Here is a 26,656-nt window from a genome sequence, read left to right on the forward strand (position 1 = left end):
GCTGCCCCTGCCCCCGCCGCTCCCGGCGGCCGCGGGCCAGCTGCTGGACCAGGCCACCCGGGCCCTGGCCGAGGCCCGGCACGCCCCCGACGCGTGCCGCCGCTACGCCACCGCGCACCTGGCGGGGGGGGGGGGCGCCGGGGGCGGGCTGGGCGCCCGCCCCCCCGCCCCCCCCCCCCCCCCCCCCCCCCCCCCCCCCCCCCCCCCCCCCCCCCCCCCCCCCCCCCCCCCCCCCCCCCCCCCCCCCCCCCCCGACCGGGGGACGTCAGCTCAGGCCGAGCTCGCCCTGGAACTGTCCGGCCTCCAGCCGCTCCTTCACCGTGCCGAGGAACCGCGCGGCGTCGGCGCCGTCGACGATCCGGTGGTCGTAGGTGAGGGCCAGGTAGACCATCGAGCGCACCGCGATGACCTCGCCGAGGTCCGGGTCCTGCACCACGACCGGGCGCTTGACCACGGTGCCGGTGCCCAGGATCGCCACCTGCGGCTGGTTGATGATCGGCGTGTCGAACAGGGCGCCGCGGCTGCCGGTGTTGGTCAGCGTGAACGTGCCGCCGCCCAGCTCGTCCGGGGTCACCTTGTTCAGTCGGGTGCGCTCGGCCAGGTCGGCGATCTTGCGGGCGAGCCCGCCGATGCTCAGGTCGCCGGCGCCGTGGATGACCGGCACGAGCAGGCCGCGCTCGGTGTCGACGGCGACGCCCAGGTTCTCCTGGTCGTGGTAGGTGACCGTGCCGGCCTCCACGTCGACCGAGGAGTTCACGGCCGGGTGGGCCTTGAGCGCCTCGACCGCCGCCTTGGCGAAGAACGGCAGGAACGACAGCTTGACGCCCTCGCGGGCCTCGAAGTCCCGCTTGGCCCGGTCGCGCAGCTTGGCGATCCGCGTGACGTCGACCTCGACGACGGTGGTCAGCTGGGCGCTGACCGCCAGCGACTCGACCATCCGCCGGGCGATGACACCGCGCAGGCGGGACATCTTCTCGGTGCGGCCGCGCAGCGAGGTGTCCGGCTGGGCCGCCGGCGACGGCGTGGTGGGCCGGCCGGCGGCGGCCGGAGCCGCGGCCGGGGCGGCAGCAGGAGCCGCGGCCGGGGCGGAGGCGGCCCCCGCGGCGGCCAGGACGTCCTGCTTGCGGATGCGGCCGCCCACGCCGGTGCCGGTGACGCCGGCCAGGTCGACGCCGTGCTCGGCGGCCAGGCGGCGGACCAGAGGGGTCACGTAGGTGCCGCCACCGTCGGCCGGAGCCGCGGGCGCCGGGGCCTGTGCCTGTGCGGGCTGCGAGGGCTGGTTGCTCTGCTGCGCGCGGACGGTCTCGGCCTCGCCGGACCCGTAGTCGGCCCCGGCGGGGACCGACGGCGGCGCGGCCGGCGGCTGGGGTGCGGGCTGCTGCTCCTGCCGCGGCTCGGGGGCGGGAGCCGGGGCAGGGGCGGGAGCCGGGGCCTCCTGCGGGGCGGGGGCGGGTGCACCGCCACGGGCGGCACCGGACCCGATCACGGCCAGCTGGGCGCCGACCTCGACGGTCTCGTCCTCGTTGACCGTGATCGACAGCAGGGTCCCCGACACCGGGGCGGGGATCTCGGTGTCGACCTTGTCGGTCGACACCTCGAGCAGCGGCTCGTCCGCGGTGACCTCGTCGCCGACCGCCTTGAGCCAGCGGGTGACGGTGCCCTCGGTGACGCTCTCGCCGAGCGCCGGCATGGTCACCGGCGTCCCCTCGCCACCGCCCTGACCGCCGCCCTGGTCGGCGGGGGCCGGGGCCTCGGCGGCGGGGGCGGGCTGCGCCTCGTCGGCGGCGCCGGGGCCGGCGTCCTCCACCTGCTCGACCGGGGTCTGCGGGGTGGTGGCGTCCTCGGCGGAGGCCGGACCGCCGGCACCCGCGCCGTCACCGTCGCCGCCGATCACGGCGAGCTCGGCGCCGACCTCGACGGTCTCGTCCTCGGACACGAGGATCTTGGTGAGGACGCCCGCCGCGGGGGAGGGAATCTCGGTGTCGACCTTGTCGGTCGAGACCTCGAGCAGCGGCTCGTCGACCTCGACCTGCTCACCCTCCTGCTTCAGCCAGCGGGTGACCGTGCCCTCGGTGACGCTCTCGCCCAGGGCGGGCATGGTGACGGAGGTCGGCATCGGGGCGGGGCTCCTTCGTGGTGGCGCGGGTGGGGGAGACGGAGAGCGGAGCCGGCCGGCTCAGCTGTGGGCGTGCAGCGGCTTGCCGGCCAGGGCCAGGTGGGCCTCGCCGATCGCCTCGCTCTGCGTGGGGTGCGGGTGGATCAGGGAGGCGACCTCGTCGGGCAGGGCCTCCCAGTTGAAGATCAGCTGGGCCTCGGCGACGAGCTCGCCGACCCGGCTGCCGACCATGTGCACGCCGACGACCGGGCCGTCCTTCTGACGGATCAGCTTGACCGCGCCCTGGGTCTTGAGGATCTGGCTGCGGCCGTTGCCGCCCAGGTCGTAGACGAGGGTCTCGACGTCGCCGTACTTGTCGCGGGCCTGGGTCTCGGTCAGGCCGACCGAGGCGACCTCGGGGTCGGAGTAGGTGACCCGCGGGACGCCGGCGTAGTCGATCGGCACGACCGGCAGGCCCGCCAGCCGCTCGGCGACGAGGATGCCCTCGCCGAACCCGACGTGGGCCAGCTGCAGGGTCGGGATGAGGTCGCCGACGGCGGAGATGGTCGGGACGTTGGTCTGGCAGTACTCGTCGACCAGCACGTAGCCGCGGTCCATCGCGACGCCGGCCTCCTCGTAGCCCAGGCCCTGGCTGACCGGGCCGCGGCCGATGGCCACCAGCACGATCTCGGCCTCGAACTCCTTGCCGTTCTGCAGGGTGACCTTGACGCCGTTCTCGGTGGACTGCACCGAGGACACCATGTTCCCGAGCTCGAAGTTGATCTTCCGGCGGCGGAAGGCGCGCTCGAGGAGCTTGGAGGAGTTCTCGTCCTCCAGCGGGACCAGGTGCTTGAGGCCCTCGATGATCGTGACGTCGACGCCGAAGGACTTCCAGGCGCTGGCGAACTCGCAGCCGATGACCCCGCCGCCCAGGATGATCGCCGAGGTCGGGACGCGGTCGAGCGCGAGGGCCTGCTCGCTGTCCATGACGCGGACGCCGTCGAGCTCGACGCCGGGGATGGAGCGCGAGTAGGAGCCGGTGGCCAGCAGCACGTGGCGGCCCTCGTAGGTCTGCCCGTTGACCGCGACCGCGGTGGGGGAGACCAGCCGGCCCTCGCCCTCGACGTAGGTGATCTTGCGGCTCTTGATCAGGCCCTGCAGGCCCTTGTACAGCCGCGAGATGACACCGTCCTTGTAGGAGTTGACGCCGTCCATGTCGATGCCGGCCAGCGAGGTCTTCACCCCGAACTGCTCGCCCTCGCGGGCCAGGTCGGCGACCTCGCCTGCGTGCAGCAGGGCCTTGGTGGGGATGCACCCGCGGTGCAGGCAGGTGCCGCCGACCTTGTCCTTCTCGACCAGGACGACCGACATCCCCAGCTCCGCGGCCCGCAGCGCGGCGGCGTAGCCACCCGAGCCACCACCGAGGATGACCAGGTCGGCGGGGGTGGTGGGTGCGCTCACGACGTGCTCCTCGATGCTCTCGGCCTGCCCCACCCGAACGGGTGGGGGATGGTCCTCGACCATCCTGCCACTCCGGGTGACGGGGCAGGCCGAGGGCGGTTGCGTGCCGCGTGCGGCCGGGGTCCCCGGCCGCACGCGAGGTCAGCGGGTCAGCAGGTCCTCGATGGTCGCCAGCAGGGTGCGGACCGGCACCCCGGTGCCGCCCTTGGGCGTGTAGCCCCAGGGCGCGCCGGTGTTGAAGCTGGGGCCGGCGATGTCGACGTGCGCCCAGGGCAGCCCGGCCGGGACGAACTCGGCGAGGAAGTGCGCCCCGACGAGCATGCCGCCCATCCGGTCGGCGTTGGCGTTGACGAAGTCGGCGACCGGCGAGTCGATGCCGCGCCGCAGCTCCTCCGGCATCGGCATCGGCCACATCGGCTCGCCGCTGCGCCGGCTGGCCGCGACGACGGCGTCGCGCATGTCGTCGCTGCCCATGACGCCGGCGGTGCGCGCGCCGAGCGCGACCAGCTGCGCGCCGGTCAGCGTCGAGGTCTCGAGCAGGACGTCGGGGGAGTCCTCGGCCGCGCGGGCGATCGCGTCGGCCAGGATCACCCGGCCCTCGGCGTCGGTGTTGGTGATCTCCGCCTTCTTGCCGTTGCGGAAGGTGACCACGTCCGCGGGGCGGTAGGCGGTGCCGCTGGGCAGGTTCTCCGCCATCGGGACGGTGGCGGTGACCTCGACCGGCAGGCCGAGCTGGGCGACCAGGCAGACGGTGGCGATCACGGCCGCGGCGCCGGCCATGTCGCTCTTCATCTCGTCCATCTTCGCGGCGGGCTTGATCGACAGGCCGCCGCTGTCGAAGGTGATGCCCTTGCCGACGAGGGCGACCTTCTGCTGCGCCTTCTTGCCCGTGTAGGTCAGCCGCAGCAGCCGCGGGCCACGCGCCGAGCCCTTCCCGACGGCCAGGATGCCGCCGTAGCCGCCGGCGGCGAGGTCGTCCTCGTCGAGCACCTCGACCTTCAGGCCGGCTGCCTTGCCCGCGGCGGCGCCGCGGGCGGCCATCTCGGCCGGGTAGAGGTCGTTGGGCGGGGTGTTGACCAGGTCGCGCACCAGCGCGACCGCGTCGGCCACGGCGCGGACCCGTGCCAGCGGGGCCTTGGCCGTGCCGGCGTCGGGGACGACGACGGTGAACTCGCGCGGCGGGGTGGGCCGGTCGGCGGGCAGGCCGGACTTGTAGGCGGTGAACTCGTACGCGCCGAGCAGGGCGCCCTCGCCGACGGCGTGCAGCCGCTCGGCGTCCGGGGTCCCGCCGACGGCGGCCAGCAGGGTGACGACCGAGCCGCGGCCGGCCAGCGCGCGGCTGGCCGCGCCGGCGGCGCGCCGGATCGCCTCGGGGGAGTAGCCGCCGGTGGCCTCGGAGGCGCCGAGCCCGACCGCGGCGACGACGGGGAACGGCCCCTGCCCGAGGCTGGCCACCCGGGTGACCTCGTCCTGGGTGCCGCGCGCCCCGAGGTCGGCCAGGGCGGGCAGCAGCCGGCCGCCGAGCAGGCGGTCCACGGCCTCCGCGCCCGGTGTGGGCAGCGGGCCGGAGGAGCCCTTCCCGATGCCGACGACGACGGCGTCGGCGGGGGTCTTCTCGAGCGGGCGGTCGGTGGCGGTGATCGTGGGCGGCACCGCTCGATCCTAGAAGGACCCCCGTGCCCCCCACGCCTCGCAGGCTCGGCGCGGGCCCCTGCACGGGGGGCCGGTTCCAGCAGGTCGCCGGATAGCGTGCGGGGGTGACCGCGCGGACCTCGCCCCTCCACGACCGCCACGTGGCGGCCGGCGCCAAGCTGGCCGACTTCGGCGGGTGGTCGATGCCGATCGAGTACACCGGCGGCGGGGTGCTCGCGGAGCACGCCGCCGTGCGCGAGGCGGTGGGCCTGTTCGACGTCTCGCACCTGGGCACCGGCACCGTGCGCGGGCCCGGTGCCGCGGCCCTGGTCGACGCGTGCCTGACCAACGACCTCGGGCGGATCGGGCCCGGGCAGGCGCAGTACACGCTGTGCTGCGTCCCCGACGGCGAGGCCGACGCCGGCGGCGTGGTCGACGACCTCATCGTCTACCTGCACTCACCCGACGACGTGCTGCTCGTGCCCAACGCCGCCAACGCGCAGGAGGTCCTCGCGCGGATCGCCGCCGCCGCACCGGCCGGCGTCACGGTGACCGACCGGCACGAGGAGGTCGCCGTCCTCGCCGTCCAGGGGCCGCGGTCGGCCGCCGTCCTCGAGGCCGCCGGGCTGGCCGCGGACCTGGACTACATGGCCTTCGCGGGCGGCGCGGGGCAGGAGGTCACCGTCTGCCGCACCGGCTACACCGGCGAGCACGGCTACGAGCTGCTCGTCGCCGCCGAGCGGGCCGGCGCGCTGTGGGACCGGCTGCTCGAGGCCGGCGCCGCCGAGGGCATCCGCGCGTGCGGGCTCGGCGCGCGGGACACCCTGCGCACCGAGATGGGCTACCCGCTGCACGGGCACGAGCTGTCCCGGGAGATCACCCCCAACCAGGCGCGCAGCGGCTGGGCGGTCGGCTGGAGGAAGCCGGCCTTCTGGGGTCGGCAGGCGCTGCTGGCCGAGCGCGAGGACGGCCCGACCCGGCTGCTGTGGGGCCTGCGCGCCACCGGCCGCGGCATCCCGCGTCCCGGCATGGACGTCCTCGACGAGGCCGGCCGCCGCGTCGGCGAGGTCACCAGCGGCACGTTCTCCCCGACGCTGCGCACCGGGATCGCGCTGGCCCTGCTCGACGCCGCGGCCGGCGTCGCCCCGGACACCCCGCTGGCCGTCGACGTCCGTGGCCGCCCGCAGCCCGTGGTCGCCGTCCGGCCGCCGTTCGTGCCCTCGCACGTGCGCTGAGGAGGGCGCCCGCTGGGGGAGGCCGTCAGGCCTTCTTCTTCGACTCCTTGGTCGGCTCGGGCGGGTCGGGCAGCTCGTCGGCCATCGTGGCGTTGCGCTGGCCCATGGGGACCGGCGGGCCCTCGGTGGTGTCCTCGGCCGTCTGGTGCTCGGCCTCGGAGTTGATCTCTGCGCCCAGCAGGACCAGGTAGCAGGTCAGGTACAGCCACAGCATCAGCACGATGACGCCGGCGATGGCGCCGTAGGTCCTGTCGTACGAGCCGAAGTTGTTGACGTAGAAGCTGAAGCCCAGGCTGACCAGCGCCCAGATGACCGTGACCACGATCGCGCCGAGGCTGACCCACTTGAGCTGCGGCGCGTCGCGGTCGGGCGCCACCCGGTAGAGCACCGCCAGCGAGCCGGCGAACACCCCGAGCAGCAGGACCCAGCGCACGACCTGCGCCAGGACCGTCCCGACGACGCCCAGCGGCAGCGCGTCGAGCACCGCCGGGACGACGGCGACCAGCGTGAAGGTGACCAGCACGAACACGATGGCGCCGAGCGTGAGCCCGAGCGCCATGGCCTTGCGCTTGACGAAGCCGCGGGTCTCCACCTCGTCGTAGGCGATGTTCACCGCGGTGATGACGTTGCCCGTGCCGCCCGACGCCGACCACAGCGCCGCGAGCACCGAGATCACCAGCGACACCGACAGCGCGCCGCCGCTGTTCTGCGTGATCGCGGTGAGCTGGTCGCCGATCAGGGCGGCCGCCTCGTCGGGGAGCTGCGCCGACAGGCTCTCGACCTGCCGGGCGACGGTCTCCGGCGAGGCCACCAGGCCGTAGATGGAGATCGTCGCGATCAGCGCCGGGAAGATCGCGAGGAAGGCGAAGAACGCGACACCGCCGGCGATGATCGGCATGTTGTCGGCGTTGTTCTCCGCCCACGCCCGCTTGACGATCTGCTTCCAGCCCCGGGCCGGGATCTCCGTGGGCTTGTCCGCGTGCATCCCGGGGAGCTCGGCCGGGGTCGGGCCCCCGGGCGGCACCCGGCCCGCGTCGGCCGCCTCCTCGCCCCGGGCGGCCCGCTCGGCCGCCTCCCGCGCGGCCGCCCGCCGGGCGGCCTTCTCCTCGACCCGCTCGCGGATCCGGTCGACCGCGCTGTCGCGCTGCCTGGTCCCGGACATGCCAGGCCCCCTCCCGTCGGTCGCCGTCGTCCCGGCGTCAGTCGCCCGGCCAGCTGCCGGTGAGCTTGGTGAAGCCACGCGCGCCGGCCCGGTCGATCGCCGCCTTGGTCGCGGCGAAGATCGCGCCCTGGATCGCCGCGGCGAGGACCACCTCGCGCATGCGGTACTCGCTCTGCAGCGCGTCGGGGGCGTCGTCCTCCCCGGAGATGCGCTTCCACACCTGCTTGAACACCGCCCCGGACACGATGCCGGCGAGGATGCCCCCGACCAGGCCGACCGGGCGGTAGACGAGCTTCGCGCCCTTGCTGCTCACGTGCGCACCTTCCTCGCGGCCTTCCGGGTCCGCTGCTTCGTCCTCCGCGCGTTCCGCGCCACCGCCCGGCGGGCCCGGGCCGCCTCGCGGGCGGCCTCCTTGCGGGCCCGGTGGGCCTCGGCGCGGGCCTGCGCCACGGCGGCCGCCGACCCGGCGGCCGGGGCCCGGCGGCGCTTGCGGCGCCGCCGCCAGACGACCAGCCCGACCAGGCCGGCGAGCGCGGCGCCGGCGCCGATGACGGCGGGCGGGCTCTCGCGGTAGGTCTCGACGGCGGTGTCCTTGGCGCGGGCCGCGCCCTCCTTGGCCCGGGCGGGGACGTCGAGGCGGTGGCTGAGCTCGTCGACGGTGCGGCTGAGCTGCTCGCGGGTGGCCTCGATGTCGGCCTTGATGGCCTCGGGGTCGGTCGGGCCGTTCGCCGCGGCGTCGTCGGGACGGGAGCTCCCGGTCGGGGTGCTCATCGGCGCGCACTCTCCTTCACCGTCGCGATGTCGGCCTTCGTGCTGGCGATCGCCTCGGTGGGCACCGGCGGCGTCCCCTTCTGCACGTCCTTCCTGCCGACCAGCGCCAGGACCCCGGCGACGGCGAACAGCACGACGGCGACGATCAGGGCGGCGAGCCAGGCGGGCAGGACGACGTCCAGGGCCAGGACGGCGGTGGCGACCAGCACGCACAGCCCGAGGAAGCCGAACAGCCCGGCGCCGCCGAACAGGCCGGCGCCGACGCCCAGGCGCTTGGCCTTCTGGGTCATCTCGGCCTGGGCCAGCCGGGCCTCGTCGCGGACCAGGCGGGAGACCTGCTCGGTCAGCTGGCTGATCAGCTGGCCGGTCGAGGCCTCGTCGGCCGTCGGCGGCGGGGGTGTGGCGCGCGAGGCGCCCGCGGGGGGCACGGTCATCGGTCCTCCGGGGGAACGGGGCGGTCGATGACCTCCCATGCCCGGGGAGATCGGCGGCGTAACCCCGCAGGTGGTCACACCCCGGACACGGCGCGGGACGCGGGGCGTGTCGCGGCGCGGTCACTACCCTCGCGCCATGAGCTGGACGTGGCGGCTGGAGGACCCGACCGGCGCGACCCTGGACCCGGCCGCGCTCGGCGTCGAGATGCCGCCCGCGGACAACCAGGGCGACGCCGAGTCGTGGCTGGGGGAGAACTGGCGGGACCTGCTGGCCCGGGGCGTGGCCACGGTGAGCCTGTTCGACGGCGACACCCGGGCCTACGGGCCGATGGCGCTGGCCCCGGCCTGAACCTCGACTCGAGGTCGAGGTCCAGGCCGGGGTCGGTCAGCCCCGGGCGGTCTTGGCCGGGTCGCGCTCCACGACGTCGCCGAGCACCTCGTCGATGCGCGCCATCACGTCGTCCTCGAGGCGCACCCCCGCGGCCTTGACGTTGTCGTGCACCTGCTCCGGGCGGGTCGCGCCGATGATCGCCGCGGCCACGTTCTCGTTCTGCAGCACCCAGGCGACGGCCAGCTGGGCCATCGACAGGCCGAGGCCGTCGGCGACCGCCCGCAGCTCCTGCACGCGGGCGAGGACGTCGTCGCGAAGGAAGCCGCGCATCGACCGGCCGGCCTCCTCGTGCCCGGCCCGGCTGTCGGACGGCGGCTGCTCGCCCGGCCGGTACTTGCCGGTGAGCACGCCCTGGGCCAGCGGCGACCAGACGATCTGCGAGACGCCCTCGCGCTGCGACGTCGGGACGACCTCGTCCTCGATGACCCGCCACAGCATCGAGTACTGCGGCTGGTTGCTGATCAGCTGGACGCCCAGGTCGCGGGCGAGCGCCGCGCCGGCGGCGATCTCCTCGGCCCGCCACTCGGAGACGCCGACGTAGAGCACCTTGCCCGCCCGCACCAGGTCGGCGAAGGCCGTCATCGTCTCCTCGAGCGGCACCGTCGGGTCGTACCGGTGTGCCTGGTAGAGGTCGATGTGGTCGGTCTGCAGCCGCCGCAGCGAGGCGTCGCAGCTCTCGGTGACGTGCTTGCGCCCCAGGCCGCGGTCGTTGGGGCCGGGGCCGGTGGGCCAGTAGACCTTGGTGAAGATCTCCAGGCCCTCGCGGCGCTGACCGGCCAGGGCGCGGCCGAGCACAGACTCGGCGCGGGTGCCGGCGTAGACGTCGGCGGTGTCGAAGGTGGTGATGCCGGCGTCGAGGGCGGCGCGCACGCAGGCCTGCGCGGCGTCCTCCTCGACCTGGCCCCCGTGGGTGAGCCAGTTGCCGTAGGCGATCTCGGAGATGGTCAGGCCGGAACGGCCGAGGCGTCGGTACTCCACGTGCCCCGACGCTAGTGCCGGTCAGACCTCGGCGCCGACCGCCACCTCGGGCTTCGGGAACCGCCAGCGGCGGATCATCGTCGCGCGGCTGACGCCGTACCAGACCAGGCCCTTCATCCGGTGCGGCTGGTCGGGGAAGCGCTGGCGGACCGTCTTCGAGATCCGCCGGCCCAGGAACACCGAGTCGACGATGATCACCAGGAAGAACAGGAACCAGACGAAGACCGTGTAGTTCTGCACCGCCGGGCTCGGGATGAAGTACCCGACCAGCACCAGGGCGGCGACCGGCAGGAAGAAGCTGCCCGCGTTGCGGCGCGCGTCGACCATGTCGCGCACGAGCTTGCGCACCGGGCCGCGGTCGCGCGCCGGGAGGTAGGCGTCGTCGCCGCGCGCCATGCCCGCGCGGGTGTCGGCCCGCCGCTGCGCCTGCTGCTGGCGCATGCGGGCGTAGGCCTCCTTGCGCGTGGTGGGCGGCGGCGGGGGCGGACCGGGACGGCGGCCCTGCGCCTCGGCGCGCCTGGGCGTCGGGCGGCCCTTGCCGCCGGCCTTCACCAGCTGCTGCTCGGTCAGGTCGGCGGCGGTGTCCGGGGCGGTCTCGGCGGTGCGGTCCCGGCGCCCGGGCAGGCGGAGCTTCACGCCCGCGAGTCTACGTGCGTCCCCGCGAGGGACTGGCCTCCCGCGGTGCGCGCCGTACAGTGGGAAGAGGGCCCGCCACGGCGGTGTTGACCCGCGGCAGGGACTGCCGCAACGGACGCCCTCGGATGTGGGAGGACAACGACATGACGGTGCAGGACACCGAGACCACCGGCAGCACCGGCGTGCTGCTCAGCGAGCCGGCCGCCTCGAAGGTCAAGGCGCTGCTGGACCAGGAGGGTCGTGACGACCTGCGTCTGCGCATCGCCGTCCAGCCCGGTGGCTGCTCCGGCCTGCGCTACCAGCTCTTCTTCGACGAGCGGTTCCTCGACGGCGACCAGACCTACGAGTTCGGTGGCGTCGAGGTCATCGTCGACCGGATGAGCGGCCCGTACCTGGGTGGCGCGGTGATCGACTTCGTCGACACCATCGAGAAGCAGGGCTTCACGATCGACAACCCGAACGCGCAGGGCTCCTGCGCGTGCGGTGACTCGTTCCACTGAGCGCCCGCGCCTGAGCGCGAGAACGGCGCCCGTCCCCTCCCGGGGGCGGGCGCCGTTCCGCGTTCTCAGAGCTTGACGGGGTAGACCGTCTCCGGGACGTCGACGACGATCCGCTCCTCGACGAAGATCCCGTGCCACACCATGAAGACCAGCACCGACCACAGCTGACGGGCGATCCGCTTGCTCGGCACCTCCTCGGCGCGCAGCCGGTCGAGCAGGCCGAGGACGACGTCGCGGTCCAGCCACTCCTGCGTCTGGCTCGAGGTGACGATCTCGCGGGCCCACTCGTGCAGCGGGCCGGCGAGGAAGTCCGCCGTCGGCACGGGGAAGCCCAGCTTGCGGCGGTTCATGATCCGCGGCGGCACGATCTGGCGCATCGCCTGGCGCAGCGCGTACTTGGTCGCGTCGCCGCGGCGGGGCACCCGCTGGTCGACCGGGAGCGAGCTCGCGATCGCGAAGACCTCGGGGTCGAGGAACGGCACCCGCAGCTCGAGCGAGTTGGCCATGGTCATCTTGTCGGCCTTGACCAGGATGTCGCCGCGCAGCCAGGTGAACAGGTCCACGTACTGCATCGCCGTCACGTCGTCGTAGCCGGCCTCGCGGGTGCGCCGGTACAGGTCCTCGGTGACCGCCACGTGCGACAGGTCGGGGTCGCGGCCGGGCAGCAGCGCGGCCAGCTCGTCGTCGCGCAGGTTGCGGGCGTTGCCGTAGTACCGCTGCTCGAGCGGGATCGACGCCCGGCGCAGCAGGTCCTGGCCGCGGACGCCCTCGGGGAGCACGTCGGCGATCCGGGCCATCGCCCGGCGGGCGGCCGGCGGCAGCTTCGACGCCCACGCGAGGCTGATCGGCTCGCGGTAGATGGTGTAGCCGCCGAACAGCTCGTCGGCGCCCTCGCCGGACAGCACGACCTTGACGTGCTTGCGGGCCTCGCGGGCGACGAAGTACAGCGGCACGAGCGCGGGGTCGGCGACCGGGTCGTCGAGGTACCAGACCACCTCGGGGATGGCCGCGGCGAACTGCTCGGCGGTGACCTCGACCGGCACGTGCTTGACACCGAGGATCGACGCCGACTCGGCGGCGATCTCGATCTCCGACTGCGCCTGCCGCTGGAAGCCGACCGTGAACGTCAGCAGGTCCGGGTTGTAGCGGTGCGCGAGCGCGGCGATCGCGGTGGAGTCGATGCCGCTGGACAGGAACGACCCGACGGTGACGTCGGCCCGCATGTGCTTGGCCACCGACTCGTCGAGCACCTCGGCGATGCGGTCGTGGAGCTCCTGCTCCCGGCCGGCGGGCACCGGCTGCGGCGTCCAGGCGGGGTGGAAGTAGCGCGCGGTGGACAGTTCGCCGTCGACGACGGTGAAGGTGGTGCCGCTCTCGATCCGGCGGATGCCGCGGTGCAGCGTCGCCGGCTCCGGCACGTACTGCAGCGTCAGGTAGTGCTGCAGCGACGCCGGGTCGACCCCGCCCGCGGCCGCGCTGCCGCCGAGCAGCTGCAGCAGCGCCTTCTTCTCCGAGCTGAAGACCAGCCCGCCGTCGGCCAGCCGCGCGGTGAACAGCGGCTTGATGCCGAACGGGTCGCGGGCGCCGAAGGCGGTGCGGGTCTCGGTGTCCCAGATGACGAAGGAGAACATCCCGCGCAGCCGCCGGACGACGTCCTGGCCCCACAGGTGGTAGCCCGCGACGATCGTCTCCGTGTCGCCGTGCGTGGCCAGCTGCGCGCCGGCGGCCTGCAGCTCCTCGCGCAGCTCGACGTAGTTGTAGATCTCCCCGTTGAAGAGGATCCGGTAGCGGTCACCGGCGTAGGGGAGGGGCTGGGGGCTGCCCTCCACGTCGATGATCGACAGCCGGTTGAAGCCCAGGACGACGTTCTCGTCCGACCAGACCGCGGTGTCGTCGGGGCCGCGGTGGTGCAGGCAGTGCAGCGCCTCGCGGACGTCGTCGACGTGCCTCTCGGCGACCCGGGGCGCGTCGGTGGACAGGTAGGCCAGCAGGCCGCACATGCGGAGTTCTCCCGGGAGTGAGGAGGACGGTCAGAGGGGGCGGCCGGCGCGGACGCGGGTGGTCACCCGGCGCTCCGCGACGAACGACACGAGGGGGACGACGCCGGCCAGCAGCACCAGCAGGGTGCCCTTGGCGGTGAACCGCGCCTTGAGGGCCAGGTCGAACGCCGTCAGGAGGTAGACGATGTAGAGCAGCCCGTGGACGGGCGAGACCACCGCGGACACCTCGGGCACCCCGGCCGCGTAGCGCAGCGGGATGGCGACGGCGACGAGTACCAGGAGCATCACGCCGACGGCGTAGGCCATGACGCGGTAGCGGGTGAGCGCGCCGGCCACCTGGGGGGTCAGCGTCACCTGCTGCGGCTCAGCGGCCACCGGGACCCCGCTGGCCGAGCGCCCGCTCGTTGAGATCGGCGAGGTAGGCGTTGTAGGCGGCCAGCTCCGGGTCCCCGCTGGTGTCCACCCGCGGCCGCTGGTACAGCACGACGGCGGTGGTCGGCTCGTCCTCGTCGGGGTGGCGGTTGAGCTCGACGCGGACCATGCGGACGTAGAACCACAGGCCCATGAACCCGTACAGCGGCCACTGCAGCGCGTAGCTCCAGTTGACCGCGCCGCCGCCGTTCTCGGCCTTGGACAGCTGCCAGTAGCCGAGGAAGAACGTGGCGACGAACAGGGCGGCCACCAGCAGGTGCAGCAGCACCCAGCGGAAGGTCAGCAGCCGCGTCCACACGCCCTCGACTCTAACCGCCCCCGCCGCCGGCGAGGCGGCACGGTGAGCAGGGCCACGGGCGGCCGTCACCGGTGTCCCGGCGGTCCCGGCCGACCCGCCGGTACCGGGTCTCCGGTGGTCGGCCGCCGTGCGGGGTCGGCTAGTCTCGGCCCAGACTGAGGTCGGCGCACGGACCAGGGCGGGTACCCGCCTCGTGGCCGCGCCGGGAGAGCCGCCCGGGGAACCGCCGGGTGGAGGACGAGGAGGCAGCGAGCAGTGGCTCGACGCAGCAGGCTCGCGCGGGTCGCCGCGCTCGGTCTCCTGGGGGTGCTCACCCTCACCGGGTGCGACCTCAACAACGAGTTCTGGCGCTTCGGGTTCCCCGAGGGCGTGACCGAGGAAGCGACGGAGATCCGTCAGCTGTGGACCGGCTCGGTCATCGCCGCGCTGATCGTCGGCTTCATCGTGTGGGGCCTGATCATCTGGTCGGTGGTCATGCACCGGAAGAAGGGCGACGACCTGCCGCGGCAGACGGCGTACAACCTGCCGCTGGAGATCGCGTACTCGATCTTCCCGTTCATCATCATCGCCGCCCTGTTCTTCTTCACCGTCTCGGTGCAGAACGACGTGCAGGAGCGCAGCGACGACCCCGACACGACGATCGCTGTCAACGCCTTCAAGTGGAACTGGCAGTTCGTCTACCCGGAGACCACCGGTCCCGACGGCGAGCCGGTGAACACCGTCGGCGCGACCGACGAGATCCCGATCCTCGTGCTCCCGGTCGACCAGGACATCCGCTTCGAGGTCGCCTCCGCCGACGTCATCCACTCGTTCTGGGTGCCGGAGTTCCTGTTCAAGCTCGACGTCATCCCGGGCAACGAGAACGGCCGGGACAACGTCTTCGAGCTGCACCCGAACGAGACCGGCGCCTACGTCGGGCGCTGTGCGGAGCTCTGCGGCTCCTACCACGCGTACATGAACTTCGAGGTCCGCATCGTCGAGGCCGAGGACTACGAGGCCTACCTGGCCGCTCGCGAGTCGGGCCAGAGCACCCGCGAGGCGCTCGAGAGCATCGGCCAGGACGGCGAGGCCATCACCACCGAGCCGTTCCGCGTGGGCGACGGCTACTACCAGCGTGCGGCCGACTGACGTGTCCGCCGGCACCGAGGACCACCGCACCGACGCTGCGCAGGGAGGACGGCCGTGAAGGTCGAGGCGCTCATCTTCAACCTGATCGCGGTGTTCTGCATCGTCGCCGCGGCCGTGTACGGCTTCTGGGCGCAGGAGCCGATCGGCACCACCGCGCTGATCCTGTCCGGGGGTCTCACCGGCCTCATCGGCGGATTCTTCTGGTTCATCTCCCGCCGCATCGACGCCCGGCCCGAGGACCGCAAGGACGCCGAGATCGCCGAGGGCGCCGGTGAGCTGGGCTTCTTCCCCCCTGCCAGCTACTGGCCCTTCGGCCTCGCCTCGGCCGCGGCCGTCACGGGCCTCGGCCTGGCCTTCTGGTACGACTGGCTGATCATCATCGGGGTCGTGAGCCTGCTCGTGACGATCGGCGGCCTGCTGTTCGAGTTCTACGTCGGGCAGAACGCGCAGTCCAGCTGACGTCCGCCCGCTGACGAGGGCCCCCTCCCGCACCGCGGGAGGGGGCCCTCGTGCTCTCCCACGGCCGGGGGCTGCCCTGTGCGGCTGGGCTGCCGTCGGGGCCGGCCGTGGAAGTGGCGTCCGCGGCCTGACGTACGACGCCCTGACCGAGGGCCGGGCGCTGCCCGGGGGCGCCCCTCCGTCCGCTGCAGCGCGTCTCGGCCGCCGGGTCCGTTCCGTGCCCCTGGCCCGTCGGCCGGGACCGCGACGTCGCCGCCACGGCGTTCCTGCGGCAGGGCGTCGACGGTGTCCCGTTGCTCGACGTGCAGAGACGGGAGCCGGCCGACGGCGGCCGGCGGGTGCCCGGCGGCCGCGAGGGGCCCGGGGACGGGTCGACGGAGCCCCGCCCGCGACCCGCCGACCTGGGAGGTCCGGCGGTGAGCCACGGTCAGGGGGGAACCGTCAGGACGGGGAGCGGCCGAGCCGGACCGGGCAGGGACCGCTGGGTCTCCTGGGCAGAACTGTGGATGGCCGAGGAGGTCCACGTCCTGCGCGTCGGCACCCCGCTCGTGCCGGTCGCCGCCCACGGGTGCGCGGTCGTCGTCCGGACGGGGGCCGGGCCTGGGCTCGCGGCACGGGATGCGTCGGGCGCGGTCCTCGGCCCGGTCCCCGTCCGCGGGGTCGACCGGCGGGGCGGAGCCTCGTCGGGTGGCGCCGGCCCGCGAGAGGGCCCGGAGCGCGAGAGGGCCGAGAGGACGTGCCCGACCCGAGGGGGACGTCCCGGGGCCCGCCGACGCTGCGGTGCAGCCCGGAGATGCAGCAGGGCCCCGGTGGAGTGCTCCACCGGGGCCCTGCGTGCTCAGTGCCGTGCGGCCTGAGTGCCTCGCGTCAGTCGCGCGGTTCCTGCGGGCGTCCACCCTCGGCGGGCCGGCCGCCCTCGGCGGGACGGCCACCCTCGGCCGGGCGCCCACCGTCGGCGGGACGGCCGCTGGTGGTGAGCTCGCGGCCCGGCTCGGCCGCGGACAGGCCCCGCTCCTCGCCGCGCTGCTCGAGCTCCACCGCGGTCGGCTCCTCGATCGGCGAGAAGAACCCGCGGATGGCGCGGCGGGCGCCACCGACCTGGTTCATCTTCTTGGGCACCGGAGCCCCGCCGTAGGCCAGCTGGCTGTGGCCGTGCGCGTCCACCGGGCCGAGAGGCTGGTGGACCTCGATGAACTCACCGTGCGGCAGCCGGCGGATGACACCGGTCTCGATGCCGTGCTCGAGGACCTCGCGGTCGTGCTGCTGCAGACCGAGGCAGATCCGGTAGGTGATCACGTACGCGATCGGCGGCAGGACGATCAGGCCGATGCGGCCGATCCAGGTCATCGCGTTGAGGCTGATCTGGAACTTGTCGGCGATGACGTCGTTCGCGCCCGACAGCAGCAGCACCACGTAGAAGGCGATCGCCATCATGCCGAGCGAGGTGCGCACGGGCACGTCGCGCGGGCGCTGGAGCAGGTGGTGCGAGGCGGTGTCGCCGGTCAGCTTCCGCTCCAGCACCGGGTAGGCGAGCAGGAGCGTGAAGATGATGCCGGGGAGCACCACCGTCGGCCAGAACAGCGCCGGGATGTTGTAGTTGCCCGGCAGGTAGATGTCCCAGGCCGGGAACAGACGGGTCGAGCCGTCGAGGAACATGACGTACCAGTCGGGCTGCGACGCCGAGGACACCTGCGCCGGGTTGTACGGGCCCCACAGCCACACCGGGTTGATCTGCACGAGGCCGCCGAGGGCGGCGCAGACACCGAAGACCACCAGCAGCAGACCGGTCGCCTTGCCGGCGAAGGTCGGGAAGAGCCGGTTGCCGACCACGTTGTGCTCGGTGCGGCCCGGGCCGGGGAACTGGGTGTGCTTCTGCTTGACCAGGATCAGCAGGTGCACCGCGATCAGCGCCAGGATGATCGCCGGGATGAGCAGCACGTGGGCGATGTAGAGCCGCCCGACGATCAGCTCGCCGACGTAGTCACCGCCGAAGACCGCCCAGTGCACCCAGGTGCCGACGACCGGGATCGACAGGATGATCGCCGACATGATCCGGAGGCCGGTGCCCGAGAGCAGGTCGTCCGGCATCGAGTAGCCGGCGAAGCCCTCGAAGATGCCGAGGATCAGCAGCGTGACACCGATGAGCCAGTTGGTCTCGCGCGGCCGGCGGAAGGCGCCGGTGAAGAAGATCCGCAGCATGTGGCAGACGATCGCGGCCATGAACAGCAGCGCCGCCCAGTGGTGGATCTGCCGCATGAGCAGGCCGCCGCGGACGTCGAAGGAGATGTCCAGCGTCGAGGCGTAGGCGATCGACATGTGCACGCCGCGCAGGGGCGCGTACGAGCCGTCGTAGGTGACCTCGGTCATCGAGGCCTGGAAGAAGAACGTCAGGTAGGTGCCGGTGAGCAGCAGGATGATGAACGAGTAGAGCGCGATCTCCCCGAGCAGGAACGACCAGTGGTCGGGGAAGACCTTGTTCAGCGTCCGGCGGAGCGGACCGGCGACGATGAGCCGGTCGTCGACCTCGACAGCGGCCTTGCCGAGGCGCGTGGTGGGCGCCCCCGGCGCGGTGGCGGTGCGAGCCATCAGATGCGCTCCCGGTTCCAGTAGGTGGGACCCACGGCCTCAATGTAGTCGCTGCGCGCGACGAAGAAGCCCTCGTCGTCGACCGTGATGGGCAGCTGGGGGAGCGACCGGGTGGCGGGCCCGAAGACCGGCTTGGCGCCCTGCGTCACGTCGAACTGCGACTGGTGGCACGGGCAGAGGATCCGGCTGGTCTCCTGCTCGTACAGCGACACCGGGCAGCCGGCGTGCGTGCAGATCTTGGAGTAGGCGACGTAGTCGCCGTAGCCGAAGTCCTCCTGGCCCGCCCGCGGCACCGACTCCTCCTGCTGCGAGGGACGCAGCCGGATGAGCATCGTGGCGGCGTCGGACAGCCGGTTGCCGCCGGGGACGGCCGGGAAGACGGTCTCCAGCGAGCCGGGCACCTGGTCACCCGGGCGGATCGGGGTGCCGTCGTCGCGGACGAGCCGGACGCCCTCGGCCCACTCGGTCGTGCCCAGCGGGTTGCCCCGGTTCGGGTTCTTGATCAGGCCGCCCAGCGGGGCGATCAGCATCAGGCCCAGGCCGCCGCCCATGAACAGCAGGCTGCGGGTGAGCAGCTTGCGCCGCTTCAGACCGCTGTTGTGCAGCCCGCCGACGAGGGTGGCGCCGGTGGTGACGCGGTCGAAGTGCGAGCCGTCGTGCTTGTCCTGCACCGCCGTCTCGTGCGGCAGCAGCTTCTTCGTGTAGAGCACCAGGCCCACGCCGAAGAAGGTGAACGCCAGGCCCATGAGGGCGCCGAGCAGCGGGGTGTAGAGCGTGCTGAAGGTGCTGCTGCCCAGCTCCCACTGCCAGTCGGGCAGGAACCAGCCGGCGCCGGCGTAGACGACGACGAAGGCGAACGCCGACAGCCCGGCCAGGCCGAACATGAGGCCGACCTGGCGCACGGCGCGCCGCTCCACCGCCGACCCGGGCTCGGGGCCCGGCTCGACGTGGAGGACCTGCACGCCGTCGTACCGGGCTCCGAGGCGGTCGAGCTCCTCGCGGGGGAGGGCCGCGAGCTGCTCGGGGGTGTAGTCGTCGTCCGGGCCGCCGTGCAGCGGGCCCGGGGTGTCCGCCCCGCCGGTCGAGCCGGGGCGGGTGTCGTGCGTGGTCACGCCTTGCTCCCCATCCAGAAGATCCCGAACATCAGCGCGGAGATCGCGACGGTCCAGATGACCAGGCCCTCGCTGACCGGGCCGATGCGGCCGATGCCCGCGCCACCCGGGTCGGGCATGTCGGTGATCGTCTGCACGTAGTTGATGATCGCCCGCTTCTCCTCGGGGGTGATCTGGTTGTCCCCGAAGACCGGCATGTTCTCGGGGCCGGTCAGCATGGCGGTGTAGATCTCGAGGTCGTTGGAGTCCTCGAGGCTGGGCGCGTACTTGCCGGACGACAGCGCGCCGCCCTGGCCGACGAAGTTGTGGCACTGCGAGCAGTTGAGCCGGAACAGCTCACCGCCGGCGGCCAGGTCGCCGTCGCGCAGGTCCCCGGAGGGGAGGGTCGGGCCGCCGCCGTTGGCCTGGACGTAGGCCATCAGCTGGTCGATCTCCTCGTCGGAGAAGACGGCCGGCTTGTCGGGGGCCTGCTCCGCCTGGCGCACCAGCGGCATGCGGCCGGTGTGCACCTGGAAGTAGACGGCGGCCTCGCCGACGCCGATCAGCGACGGGCCGCGGTTGGGCACGCCCTCGAGGTTCTCGCCGTGGCAGCTGATGCAGCTGCGCTCGTACAGCTCGCGGCCGGCGGCCTCGGCGCTGGACTCGCTGCCCTCGTCGGCGGCCTGGGCGCCCGGGGCGAGGGTCGAGTAGAGCGCGCCGGTCAGGACCAGCCCGGCCATGAGGGCGGCGACGTTGCCGACGCGGCGGCGCTGCTTGGAACGGCGGCGGGCGCGGGCGGCGGCAGCCGGGGTCCCCTCGGCCGGACGGCGCGACCAGCGCGACCGCCGCGGCTCCTCGTCGGGCAGGGTGTCGGACTGCGGGTTCGTGGTGGACACCGGTTCCCTAGCGGATCAGGTAGATCGTGGCGAAGAGCCCGACCCACACGACGTCGACGAAGTGCCAGTAGTAGGAGACCACGATCGCCGAGGTCGCCTGCGCCGGCGTGAAGCGGCCCATGGTGGACCGGATGAGCACGTAGATGAAGGCCACGAGGCCACCGATGACGTGCAGGGCGTGGAAGCCGGTCGTCAGGTAGAAGACCGAGCCGTAGGTGCTGCTCGAGATGGTGGTCGCGTGGTCGGTGACGAGCACCCGGTACTCGTTCGCCTGGCCGAGCACGAAGACCAGCCCCATGACGAACGTGATCGTGAACCACCGGCGCAGGCCGTAGACGTTGCCGCTCTCGGCCGCGAACACGCCGATCTGGCAGGTGACCGAGGAGGCCACCAGGATCAGCGTGAAGACCAGCGCGTACGGCAGGTTCAGCTCGGTGGGTTCCGGGGGCCAGCCCTCGGTCGAGCGCGCCCGCGCGGTGAAGTACATGGCGAACAGCCCGGCGAAGAACATCAGCTCGCTGGAGAGCCAGATGATCGTGCCGACGCTGACCATGTTCGGTCGGGTCAGGGAGTGCACCCGCGAGGTGTCGAAGGTGCTGCTCGCCACGGGGGCCGTTGTCACGCCGCCCATCATGGCATCGGCCGCCGACGTGCACAGACCGTGGGTGGCACGGCGTGGCCGCGCCGTGACCCGCCCGAGACCGTCCCCCGGACGGGGGTCCGCGTCCACCCGGACGGGAGCCGCGCGGGCACTAGGCTGCCGGTCGTGAGCGACGCGCCCGCCACCGTCCTGGTCTACAGCTCCCGGCCCGAGGTCCGCGAGGCCGTCCGCACCGCCGTCGGCCGCCGGCCGGCGCCCGACGTCGGGCCGCTGACCTGGATCGAGTGCGCCACCGGCGAGGACGTCGTCGACACCGTCGACGGCGGCGGCGTGGACCTGTGCATCCTCGACGGCGAGGCGCAGCCGACCGGCGGCCTGGCGCTGTCCCGGCAGCTGACCGTCGAGGTCGCCGACCGGCCGGCCCTGTGCGTGCTGATCGCCCGCCAGCCCGACCGCTGGCTGGCCCACTGGTCGCAGGCCGACGCCACGCTCGCGTTCCCGGTCGACCCGTTGGCCGCCCCCGAGGTGGTCGCCGGCCTGCTGCGCGCGCACGCGGGCCGCCGTCCCGTCTCGCGGTGAGCGCGGGCACCGCCGCCGGGCCGACGTGGCCCGGCCTGCTGACGCGCCTGCTGGCCCGCCAGGACCTCACCGCCGCGGACACCGCCTGGGCGATGCGCGAGGTGATGTCCGGCGAGGCGACGCCGGCGCAGGTGGCCGGGTTCGCCGTCGCCCTGCGCGCGAAGGGCGAGGCGCCGGAGGAGGTCGCCGGGCTCGCCGCCACGATGCTCGAGCGCGCGACGCCGGTCGAGGTGCCGGTGCCCACCGTCGACGTCGTCGGCACCGGCGGCGACGGCGCCCACACGGTGAACATCTCCACGATGGCCGCCGTGGTCACCGCGGCCGCGGGCGTGCCGGTGGCCAAGCACGGCAACCGCGCGGCGTCGTCGTCCTCGGGGGCGGCCGACGTGCTGGAGGCGCTGGGCGTCGTCATCGACCTGCCGGCCCCGGCCGTCGCCCGCTGCGTGCAGGAGGCCGGCATCGGGTTCTTCTTCGCGCCGGTCTTCCACCCGAGCTTCCGGCACACCGCGGCGCCGCGGCGGGAGCTGGGCATCGGGACCGTCTTCAACTTCCTCGGGCCGCTGACCAACCCGGCGCGGCCGGTGGCCGCCGCGATCGGCTGCGCCGACCCGCGCATGGCGCCGGTCCTGGCCGAGGTGGTCGCCGGGCGCGGCGCCCGCGCGCTGGTCTTCCGCGGCGACGACGGGCTGGACGAGCTGACCACCGCGACGACGTCGAGCGTGTGGGTGGCCCGCGACGGCGCGGTGACGCCCGGGCGGGTGGACCCGGCGGCCCTCGGCATCGCCCCGGCCGGGCCGGACGCCCTGCGCGGCGGGGACCCGGCGCACAACGCGGCGGTGTTCCGGCGGGTGCTCGACGGCGAGCGGGGACCGGTGCGCGACGCCGTCCTGCTCAACGCCGCCGCGGCACTGGCCGCCTTCGACGAGCGCGGCGGGGAGCTCGGGGACCTGCTCGGCGCGGGGATCGAGCGGGCCGCCGGCGCGGTCGACGACGGCCGGGCCGCCGCGCTGCTGGACCGGTGGGTGGCCGTCAGCCGCGAGGCCGCCGGCCGCTGAGGCCGCCCGGCGGGCGCCGGGTCGCCGGGCCCCGGGTCACTGGCCCTCGAGGCCCAGGGAGAACGCCGCCTCCAGGTCGTGCCGCGAGTAGGCGCGGAAGGCGATGTGCGTCTCGGTCTCCAGCACGCCGGGCACCTTGTTGATGCGCCCGGCGATCACCTCGGCCACCTGGTCGAACTCGCGGACCCGCACGACCGCGATCAGGTCGACCTCCCCGGCGGTCGAGTAGACCTCGCTCACGCCGTCGAGGTCGGCGATCGCCGCCGCCACCTCGGGGATCGCGTCGGTGGCCGCGTCGATCATCACGATGGCGGTGATCACGCCGGCGATGCTAGTTGAAGGGCCCTCCTGCCCCCCACGCCTCGCTCCGCTCGGCGCGGGCCCCTGCAGGAGGGCCGTTCCAGTACGTCACCGGGCCGCCGGGCGCCGGGCCCGCGGCGGACGAGCCCTCGGGGGCGACCCGCTCGGGGCGGGCGCGGGTGCCCAGCTGCCGGCCGTCGTGGAAGGGGTCGCGCAGCGCCCGGCCGGCCTCCACCCGGGCGAGGAACCCGCCGAGCCCGCCGGTGCCCGGCGCGACGCAGGCGAGCGTGCCGGTGACCTCGACCAGCCGGGTGCCGGGCTTCTCCATCCACCGCATGACCAGCTCGGTCTCGTCGACCGTGGCGGCCAGCCCGCCGTCGTCGGGGGTGGTCTCGGCGGTGGCGCGCAGGACGGCGAGGGTGTCGCGGACCGACGTCCCGCGCGGTGCGCACCCGGCCGCGACCAGCCGGCCCCGCCGGACGACGGACAGCGCCCACCCGCCGGTGCCGTCGGGCCGGGCGATGGTCAGCTCCGGGACGGCGGCCAGCGACTCCAGCCGCTGCCGCCGGCGCACCGCGCGCACGAGGACCGCGACCCGGTCGCGCAGCACCCCGGCGTCCTCGAACCGCTCGGCGGCCGACAGCCGGTCGACCCGGTCCAGCAGCGGCGCCACCAGGGCGCTGGGGTCGCCGGCCACCGCCGCGCGCAGCACCGCGGCGATCGCGGCGTACTCCTCGACCGACTGGTGGCCCGCGCACGGGCCGCCGCAGCGGCCCATGCCGAACAGGGCGCAGGTGTTCGTGTGCACCCGCGGGGACAGCCGGGCGGTGCACTGCCGCAGCGGGAGCGCCTCGTGGATGGCGGCGGTGGCCATCTCCGCGGCCCGCCGGTCGGCGAACGGGCCGAGGAAGAGCCCCGCGTCCGGCCGGACCCGCCGCACGGTCGACAGCCGGGGGAAGGGCTCCTCGGTGAGCCGCAGCCACAGCGCGCGCTCGGGGAAGCGCGAGCGGCGGTTGTACCGCGGCTTGTGCTCGGCGATCAGCCGCAGCTCCCGGACGGCGGCCTCGAGGTCGTGCGCGCACGGGACGGCCTCGACGCGCTGGGCCAGCGCGACCATCTCGGTCATCCGGCTGCGCTGCTCGCCGGAGGAGAAGTAGCTGCGCACGCGGGTGCGCAGGTCGTTCGACGTCCCGACGTAGAGCGGCTCCTCCCGCGGCCCGCGGAAGACGTAGACGCCCGGCCCGGACGGGACGCCGTCGGCCAGGTGGCGCTTCTTCCGGCGCTCCAGGTCGACCTGGCGGGTGAGCCCGTGCAGCTCCTCCAGCGACGTCACCCCGAGCGGGCCGAGTCGTTCGAACAGGCCGTGGAGGACGTCGACGGTCGCGCGGGCGTCGTCGAGGGCCCGGTGGCAGGGCGAGGTCGAGGCGGAGAAGTACGGCGCCAGGGTGGCCAGCTTGCAGTTGGGCACCTCGTCTCGGGAGAGCAGCCGCCGGGCGAGGACCGCGGTGTCGACCGAGGCGGCGGCCGGCCACGGCGTGCCGGTCTGCTCGCAGGCCGCCCTGAGGAACCCGAGGTCGAAGGGGGCGTTGTGCGCCACGAGGACGGCGCCGCGGGCGAACTCCAGGAACGCCGGCAGCACGGCGTCGATCCGCGGGGCGGTGGCGACCATCGCCGTGGTGATCCCGGTGAGCACGCTGATGTAGGGCGGGACCTCGCAGCCCGGGTCGACCAGCGTCTGGAACTCCCCGAGCACCTTGCCGGCGCGCACCTTGACCGCCCCGATCTCGGTGATCGCGCTGTCCTTCGGCGACCCGCCGGTGGTCTCCAGGTCGACGACGACGAAGGTGACGCCGGCCAGCGGCGTGCCCAGGTCGTCGATGCTCGCCTGGACGTAGGGGGTGCGGGGGAGCGGCCGCTCGCCGTGGGCGGGTGCCTGCTCGTGGCGCGGCACCGAGGAGCCCGTGCCGCTGGCGGGGAAGAGCACGGCGGGACGGTAGGCCGGGGGTCGGACAGTCCCGGGGACGCGCGCCCGGGGGAGACCTCGCCCGACCGGGGGACCGGCGGGGCGCGTCGCGCTTGCGGCGGCGGCCCCACGGAGATGACGATCCCCGGGCGGACCAGCGGGGTCCGGAACTGCAGAGGTGGTCCGATGCGCGCGCGTTCCCTGGGGCGCACCCGGCGGGGCGTGGTGTCCGTGCTGGTCACGGCGGTGGCGGCCGTCCTGCTCGCCGCCCCGGCCGCCGCCGAGCCCAGCGACCAGCCCGGCGGGACCAGCGGGGTCCTCGACAGCGAGGCGCTGGACCGGCTGCAGCAACGCGCCGCCGAGGTCCAGGCCGACCTGCAGCTGCGCCAGACCGAGGTGGCCGCCGCCCGGCAGCAGCTGGCCGACGCGCAGGCCGGCGTCGACGCCGCCCGCGCCACCGTCGACGCCGCCGAGGGCGAGCTGGCGCAGTACCGGGCGGTGGTGGCGCGGTACGCGTCCGCGGTCTACCGCGACGGCGGTGCGCTGACGCCGCTCACCGTGCTGCTCACCGGCGGCGACCCGGCCGACGTCGTCGCGGCGCTGGGCTACCTGGAGGCCGTCGACGCGCACACCGCCGACGTGGTCGGCGCGGCCGAGCAGCAGCGGCGGGCCGCGGTCGACCGGCAGACCTCCGCCGACGCCGTCCTCGCCGAGGCGCGGCAGCGGGCCGACCGGCTGGCCGCGGAGGTGGCCGACCTCGAGGCCGCCGCCGACGCGGTGACCGCGGAGCTCGACGTCGCGCTCGGCGACGTCGACCGGCAGCTGTCGGACCTGCAGCGCCAGCAGGTCGACGTCGACACCCAGACGGCGGCCAACTGGCGGGCCTACCTCGGCCAGCTGCGCGATGCCGGGGTGGCCGCGCCGCCGGCGGCCGAGCTGCTCGACCCCGTGCGGGGCCTGCCCGCAGGGCTCACCCCGGTCGGCGCAGCCGCCGGTGGCGCCCAGCGCGGCGCCGCGCAGCTGCCCCGCCAGCCGGTGTCGCTGCTCGTGCTGCCGGCGGAGACGCTGGCCGCGGTCACCGCGGCCATGGACGCCCTCGGCCGGCCGTACGCGCCGGGGACGGCCGGCCCGGACTCCTGGGACTGCGGCTCGCTGGTCTCCGCCGTCTACCGCGGCGCCGGCATCGACCTGCCCGGCGACCAGGCCGGCCTGTTCGCGGTCACCACGCCCGTCGACCTGGCCGACGTCCTGCCCGGCGACCTGGTCTTCCTCGGCACCCCCGAGTCGGGGCTGGGGCACGTGGGGATCGCGCTGGACGCGCAGACCATGCTCGCCGCCGACGCGCGGGCCGGCGCCGTCGTCGTCCGCCGGCTGCCCGCCGACCAGGTGGTCCACGTCGGGCGGCCGAGCCTCGGCCCGCGGCCGGAGGTGCCCGCCCCCGGCCCGGCCGGCGGCGCCCTGCGGGTCGAGTGCGGCAACACCGTCTACCCCCCGAGCTTCGACGGCGCCCGCGCCTGGGGCGGCTACCCCAACGGCCTCATCCCGCCGAGCGCGCTGTGCCCGATCGGGGTGGGCGGCCACTCGCTGCGCTGCGACGCCGCGGCGGCCTGGCGGGCGATGAGCGCGGCCTACGCGTCGGTGTTCGGGCGGCCGATGTGCATCACCGACTCCTACCGCACCTACGCCGGCCAGGTCCGCCTGTACGGGGAGAAGCCGGCGCTGGCCGCGGTCCCGGGCACCAGCAACCACGGCTGGGGGCTGGCGGTCGACCTGTGCGGCGGCATCGACGGCTTCGGCACGCCGCAGTACGCGTGGATGGTCGCCAACGCCGGCCGGTTCGGGTGGCTGCACCCGACCTGGGCCGACCCGGGCAACGGCCGCGAGGAGCCCTGGCACTGGGAGTACGCGGGCAGCTGAGCCGGGACTGTCGGTGGCCGTCCCTAGCGTGCCGGCCAACCGACAGGGAGACCCGT

General features: G+C 74.5%; 26 protein-coding genes. 8 read left to right on the forward strand and 18 right to left on the reverse strand.

Annotated features, from left to right (window positions below):
* Positions 1–265 precede the first annotated feature (265 nt).
* The 3 genes from sucB to ACI8AA_RS17170 all read right to left on the reverse strand — a co-directional run bounded on the left by sucB (position 266) and on the right by ACI8AA_RS17170 (position 5,209).
* Positions 266–2,116, reverse strand: coding sequence for a 2-oxoglutarate dehydrogenase, E2 component, dihydrolipoamide succinyltransferase (sucB, locus tag ACI8AA_RS17160; RefSeq protein ID WP_457045606.1), 1,851 nt, complete (start codon positions 2,114–2,116; stop codon positions 266–268).
* Between the two features lie 60 nt (positions 2,117–2,176).
* Complete coding sequence (gene lpdA, locus ACI8AA_RS17165; RefSeq protein WP_457045607.1) at positions 2,177–3,556, reverse strand: dihydrolipoyl dehydrogenase; 1,380 nt, start codon at positions 3,554–3,556, stop codon at positions 2,177–2,179.
* A gap of 141 nt (positions 3,557–3,697) precedes the next feature.
* Entirely contained in the window at positions 3,698–5,209 is a 1,512-nt protein-coding gene (locus ACI8AA_RS17170) for a leucyl aminopeptidase (protein WP_457045608.1), read from the reverse strand.
* Between the two features lie 104 nt (positions 5,210–5,313).
* Between ACI8AA_RS17170 and gcvT the strand changes: the two genes are divergently transcribed.
* Positions 5,314–6,423 (forward strand): glycine cleavage system aminomethyltransferase GcvT, encoded by a 1,110-nt coding sequence (gene gcvT / locus ACI8AA_RS17175; RefSeq protein WP_457045609.1) that lies wholly within the window; start codon positions 5,314–5,316, stop codon positions 6,421–6,423.
* Positions 6,424–6,448: 25 nt separating this feature from the next.
* Here gcvT and ACI8AA_RS17180 read toward each other — a convergent pair whose 3' ends face one another.
* Genes ACI8AA_RS17180 through ACI8AA_RS17195 form a run of 4 tightly spaced genes read right to left on the reverse strand, consistent with a single transcriptional unit; the run spans position 6,449 to position 8,790 of the window.
* Complete coding sequence (locus tag ACI8AA_RS17180) at positions 6,449–7,585, reverse strand: YihY/virulence factor BrkB family protein (protein ID WP_457045610.1); 1,137 nt, start codon at positions 7,583–7,585, stop codon at positions 6,449–6,451.
* A 37-nt stretch (positions 7,586–7,622) separates the two neighbouring features.
* Complete coding sequence (locus ACI8AA_RS17185) at positions 7,623–7,898, reverse strand: DUF4235 domain-containing protein (RefSeq protein WP_457045611.1); 276 nt, start codon at positions 7,896–7,898, stop codon at positions 7,623–7,625.
* Entirely contained in the window at positions 7,895–8,356 is a 462-nt protein-coding gene (locus ACI8AA_RS17190) for a DUF3618 domain-containing protein (RefSeq protein WP_457045612.1), read from the reverse strand. The genes ACI8AA_RS17185 and ACI8AA_RS17190 overlap by 4 nt, the downstream gene beginning before the upstream one ends.
* Entirely contained in the window at positions 8,353–8,790 is a 438-nt protein-coding gene (locus ACI8AA_RS17195) for a phage holin family protein (RefSeq protein WP_457045613.1), read from the reverse strand. The genes ACI8AA_RS17190 and ACI8AA_RS17195 overlap by 4 nt, the downstream gene beginning before the upstream one ends.
* A 136-nt stretch (positions 8,791–8,926) precedes the next feature.
* Here ACI8AA_RS17195 and ACI8AA_RS17200 point away from each other — a divergent pair, with 136 nt between their 5' ends.
* Entirely contained in the window at positions 8,927–9,139 is a 213-nt protein-coding gene (locus tag ACI8AA_RS17200; protein WP_457045614.1) for a hypothetical protein, read from the forward strand.
* A gap of 36 nt (positions 9,140–9,175) precedes the next feature.
* Here ACI8AA_RS17200 and ACI8AA_RS17205 read toward each other — a convergent pair whose 3' ends face one another.
* Together ACI8AA_RS17205 and ACI8AA_RS17210 are read right to left on the reverse strand one after the other, a co-directional pair.
* Entirely contained in the window at positions 9,176–10,159 is a 984-nt protein-coding gene (locus tag ACI8AA_RS17205) for an aldo/keto reductase family protein (protein WP_457045615.1), read from the reverse strand.
* Positions 10,160–10,180: 21 nt separating this feature from the next.
* Positions 10,181–10,795, reverse strand: a complete 615-nt coding sequence (locus ACI8AA_RS17210) for a DUF3043 domain-containing protein (protein ID WP_457045616.1) — start codon at positions 10,793–10,795, stop codon at positions 10,181–10,183.
* Positions 10,796–10,938: 143 nt separating this feature from the next.
* Here ACI8AA_RS17210 and ACI8AA_RS17215 point away from each other — a divergent pair, with 143 nt between their 5' ends.
* Positions 10,939–11,295: a HesB/IscA family protein gene (locus ACI8AA_RS17215; protein WP_089402984.1), complete on the forward strand. Its 357-nt coding sequence runs from the start codon at positions 10,939–10,941 to the stop codon at positions 11,293–11,295.
* Positions 11,296–11,360: 65 nt separating this feature from the next.
* On the opposite strand, the gene asnB is transcribed toward ACI8AA_RS17215, so the two are convergent.
* Genes asnB through ACI8AA_RS17230 form a run of 3 tightly spaced genes read right to left on the reverse strand, consistent with a single transcriptional unit; the run spans position 11,361 to position 14,025 of the window.
* Positions 11,361–13,295 (reverse strand): asparagine synthase (glutamine-hydrolyzing), encoded by a 1,935-nt coding sequence (gene asnB / locus ACI8AA_RS17220; protein ID WP_457045617.1) that lies wholly within the window; start codon positions 13,293–13,295, stop codon positions 11,361–11,363.
* Positions 13,296–13,325: 30 nt separating this feature from the next.
* The gene (locus ACI8AA_RS17225; protein ID WP_456926568.1) at positions 13,326–13,670 is read right to left on the reverse strand and encodes a DUF3817 domain-containing protein; all 345 of its coding nucleotides are present in this window, start codon (positions 13,668–13,670) and stop codon (positions 13,326–13,328) included.
* The gene (locus ACI8AA_RS17230; protein ID WP_457045618.1) at positions 13,660–14,025 is read right to left on the reverse strand and encodes a metalloprotease; all 366 of its coding nucleotides are present in this window, start codon (positions 14,023–14,025) and stop codon (positions 13,660–13,662) included. The genes ACI8AA_RS17225 and ACI8AA_RS17230 overlap by 11 nt, the downstream gene beginning before the upstream one ends.
* Positions 14,026–14,280: 255 nt before the next feature.
* Between ACI8AA_RS17230 and ctaC the strand changes: the two genes are divergently transcribed.
* Both ctaC and ACI8AA_RS17240 read left to right on the forward strand, forming a co-directional pair.
* Positions 14,281–15,153, forward strand: a complete 873-nt coding sequence (gene ctaC, locus ACI8AA_RS17235; protein WP_457045619.1) for an aa3-type cytochrome oxidase subunit II — start codon at positions 14,281–14,283, stop codon at positions 15,151–15,153.
* Between the two features lie 54 nt (positions 15,154–15,207).
* Positions 15,208–15,612, forward strand: a complete 405-nt coding sequence (locus ACI8AA_RS17240) for a cytochrome c oxidase subunit 4 (RefSeq protein ID WP_456938679.1) — start codon at positions 15,208–15,210, stop codon at positions 15,610–15,612.
* 867 nt (positions 15,613–16,479) lie between these two features.
* Here the strand turns inward: ACI8AA_RS17240 and qcrB are convergent.
* Genes qcrB through ctaE form a run of 4 tightly spaced genes read right to left on the reverse strand, consistent with a single transcriptional unit; the run spans position 16,480 to position 20,807 of the window.
* Positions 16,480–18,198 carry a cytochrome bc1 complex cytochrome b subunit gene (gene qcrB / locus ACI8AA_RS17245; RefSeq protein ID WP_457045620.1) on the reverse strand — a complete coding sequence of 573 codons (1,719 nt, stop codon included), beginning with the start codon at positions 18,196–18,198 and terminating at the stop codon, positions 16,480–16,482.
* The gene (gene qcrA, locus ACI8AA_RS17250) at positions 18,198–19,310 is read right to left on the reverse strand and encodes a cytochrome bc1 complex Rieske iron-sulfur subunit (RefSeq protein WP_457045621.1); all 1,113 of its coding nucleotides are present in this window, start codon (positions 19,308–19,310) and stop codon (positions 18,198–18,200) included. The genes qcrB and qcrA overlap by 1 nt, the downstream gene beginning before the upstream one ends.
* Positions 19,307–20,185, reverse strand: a complete 879-nt coding sequence (qcrC, locus tag ACI8AA_RS17255) for a cytochrome bc1 complex diheme cytochrome c subunit (protein ID WP_457045622.1) — start codon at positions 20,183–20,185, stop codon at positions 19,307–19,309. Before qcrC ends, qcrA begins: the two co-directional genes overlap by 4 nt.
* 7 nt (positions 20,186–20,192) lie before the next feature.
* Positions 20,193–20,807, reverse strand: a complete 615-nt coding sequence (ctaE, locus tag ACI8AA_RS17260) for an aa3-type cytochrome oxidase subunit III (RefSeq protein ID WP_457045623.1) — start codon at positions 20,805–20,807, stop codon at positions 20,193–20,195.
* A gap of 144 nt (positions 20,808–20,951) precedes the next feature.
* Between ctaE and ACI8AA_RS17265 the strand changes: the two genes are divergently transcribed.
* Entirely contained in the window at positions 20,952–21,365 is a 414-nt protein-coding gene (locus ACI8AA_RS17265; protein ID WP_456926577.1) for a hypothetical protein, read from the forward strand.
* Positions 21,362–22,420, forward strand: a complete 1,059-nt coding sequence (gene trpD / locus ACI8AA_RS17270; RefSeq protein WP_457045624.1) for an anthranilate phosphoribosyltransferase — start codon at positions 21,362–21,364, stop codon at positions 22,418–22,420. Before ACI8AA_RS17265 ends, trpD begins: the two co-directional genes overlap by 4 nt.
* A gap of 36 nt (positions 22,421–22,456) precedes the next feature.
* On the opposite strand, the gene ACI8AA_RS17275 is transcribed toward trpD, so the two are convergent.
* Together ACI8AA_RS17275 and ACI8AA_RS17280 are read right to left on the reverse strand one after the other, a co-directional pair.
* Complete coding sequence (locus ACI8AA_RS17275; RefSeq protein WP_457045625.1) at positions 22,457–22,741, reverse strand: Lrp/AsnC family transcriptional regulator; 285 nt, start codon at positions 22,739–22,741, stop codon at positions 22,457–22,459.
* A 10-nt stretch (positions 22,742–22,751) separates the two neighbouring features.
* The gene (locus ACI8AA_RS17280; RefSeq protein ID WP_457045626.1) at positions 22,752–24,704 is read right to left on the reverse strand and encodes a DEDD exonuclease domain-containing protein; all 1,953 of its coding nucleotides are present in this window, start codon (positions 24,702–24,704) and stop codon (positions 22,752–22,754) included.
* Between the two features lie 165 nt (positions 24,705–24,869).
* Between ACI8AA_RS17280 and ACI8AA_RS17285 the strand changes: the two genes are divergently transcribed.
* The gene (locus ACI8AA_RS17285; protein ID WP_457045627.1) at positions 24,870–26,600 is read left to right on the forward strand and encodes an NlpC/P60 family protein; all 1,731 of its coding nucleotides are present in this window, start codon (positions 24,870–24,872) and stop codon (positions 26,598–26,600) included.
* The last annotated feature ends 56 nt before the right edge of the window (positions 26,601–26,656 follow it).

The sequence above is a fragment of the Geodermatophilus sp. SYSU D01180 genome, assembly GCF_054050415.1.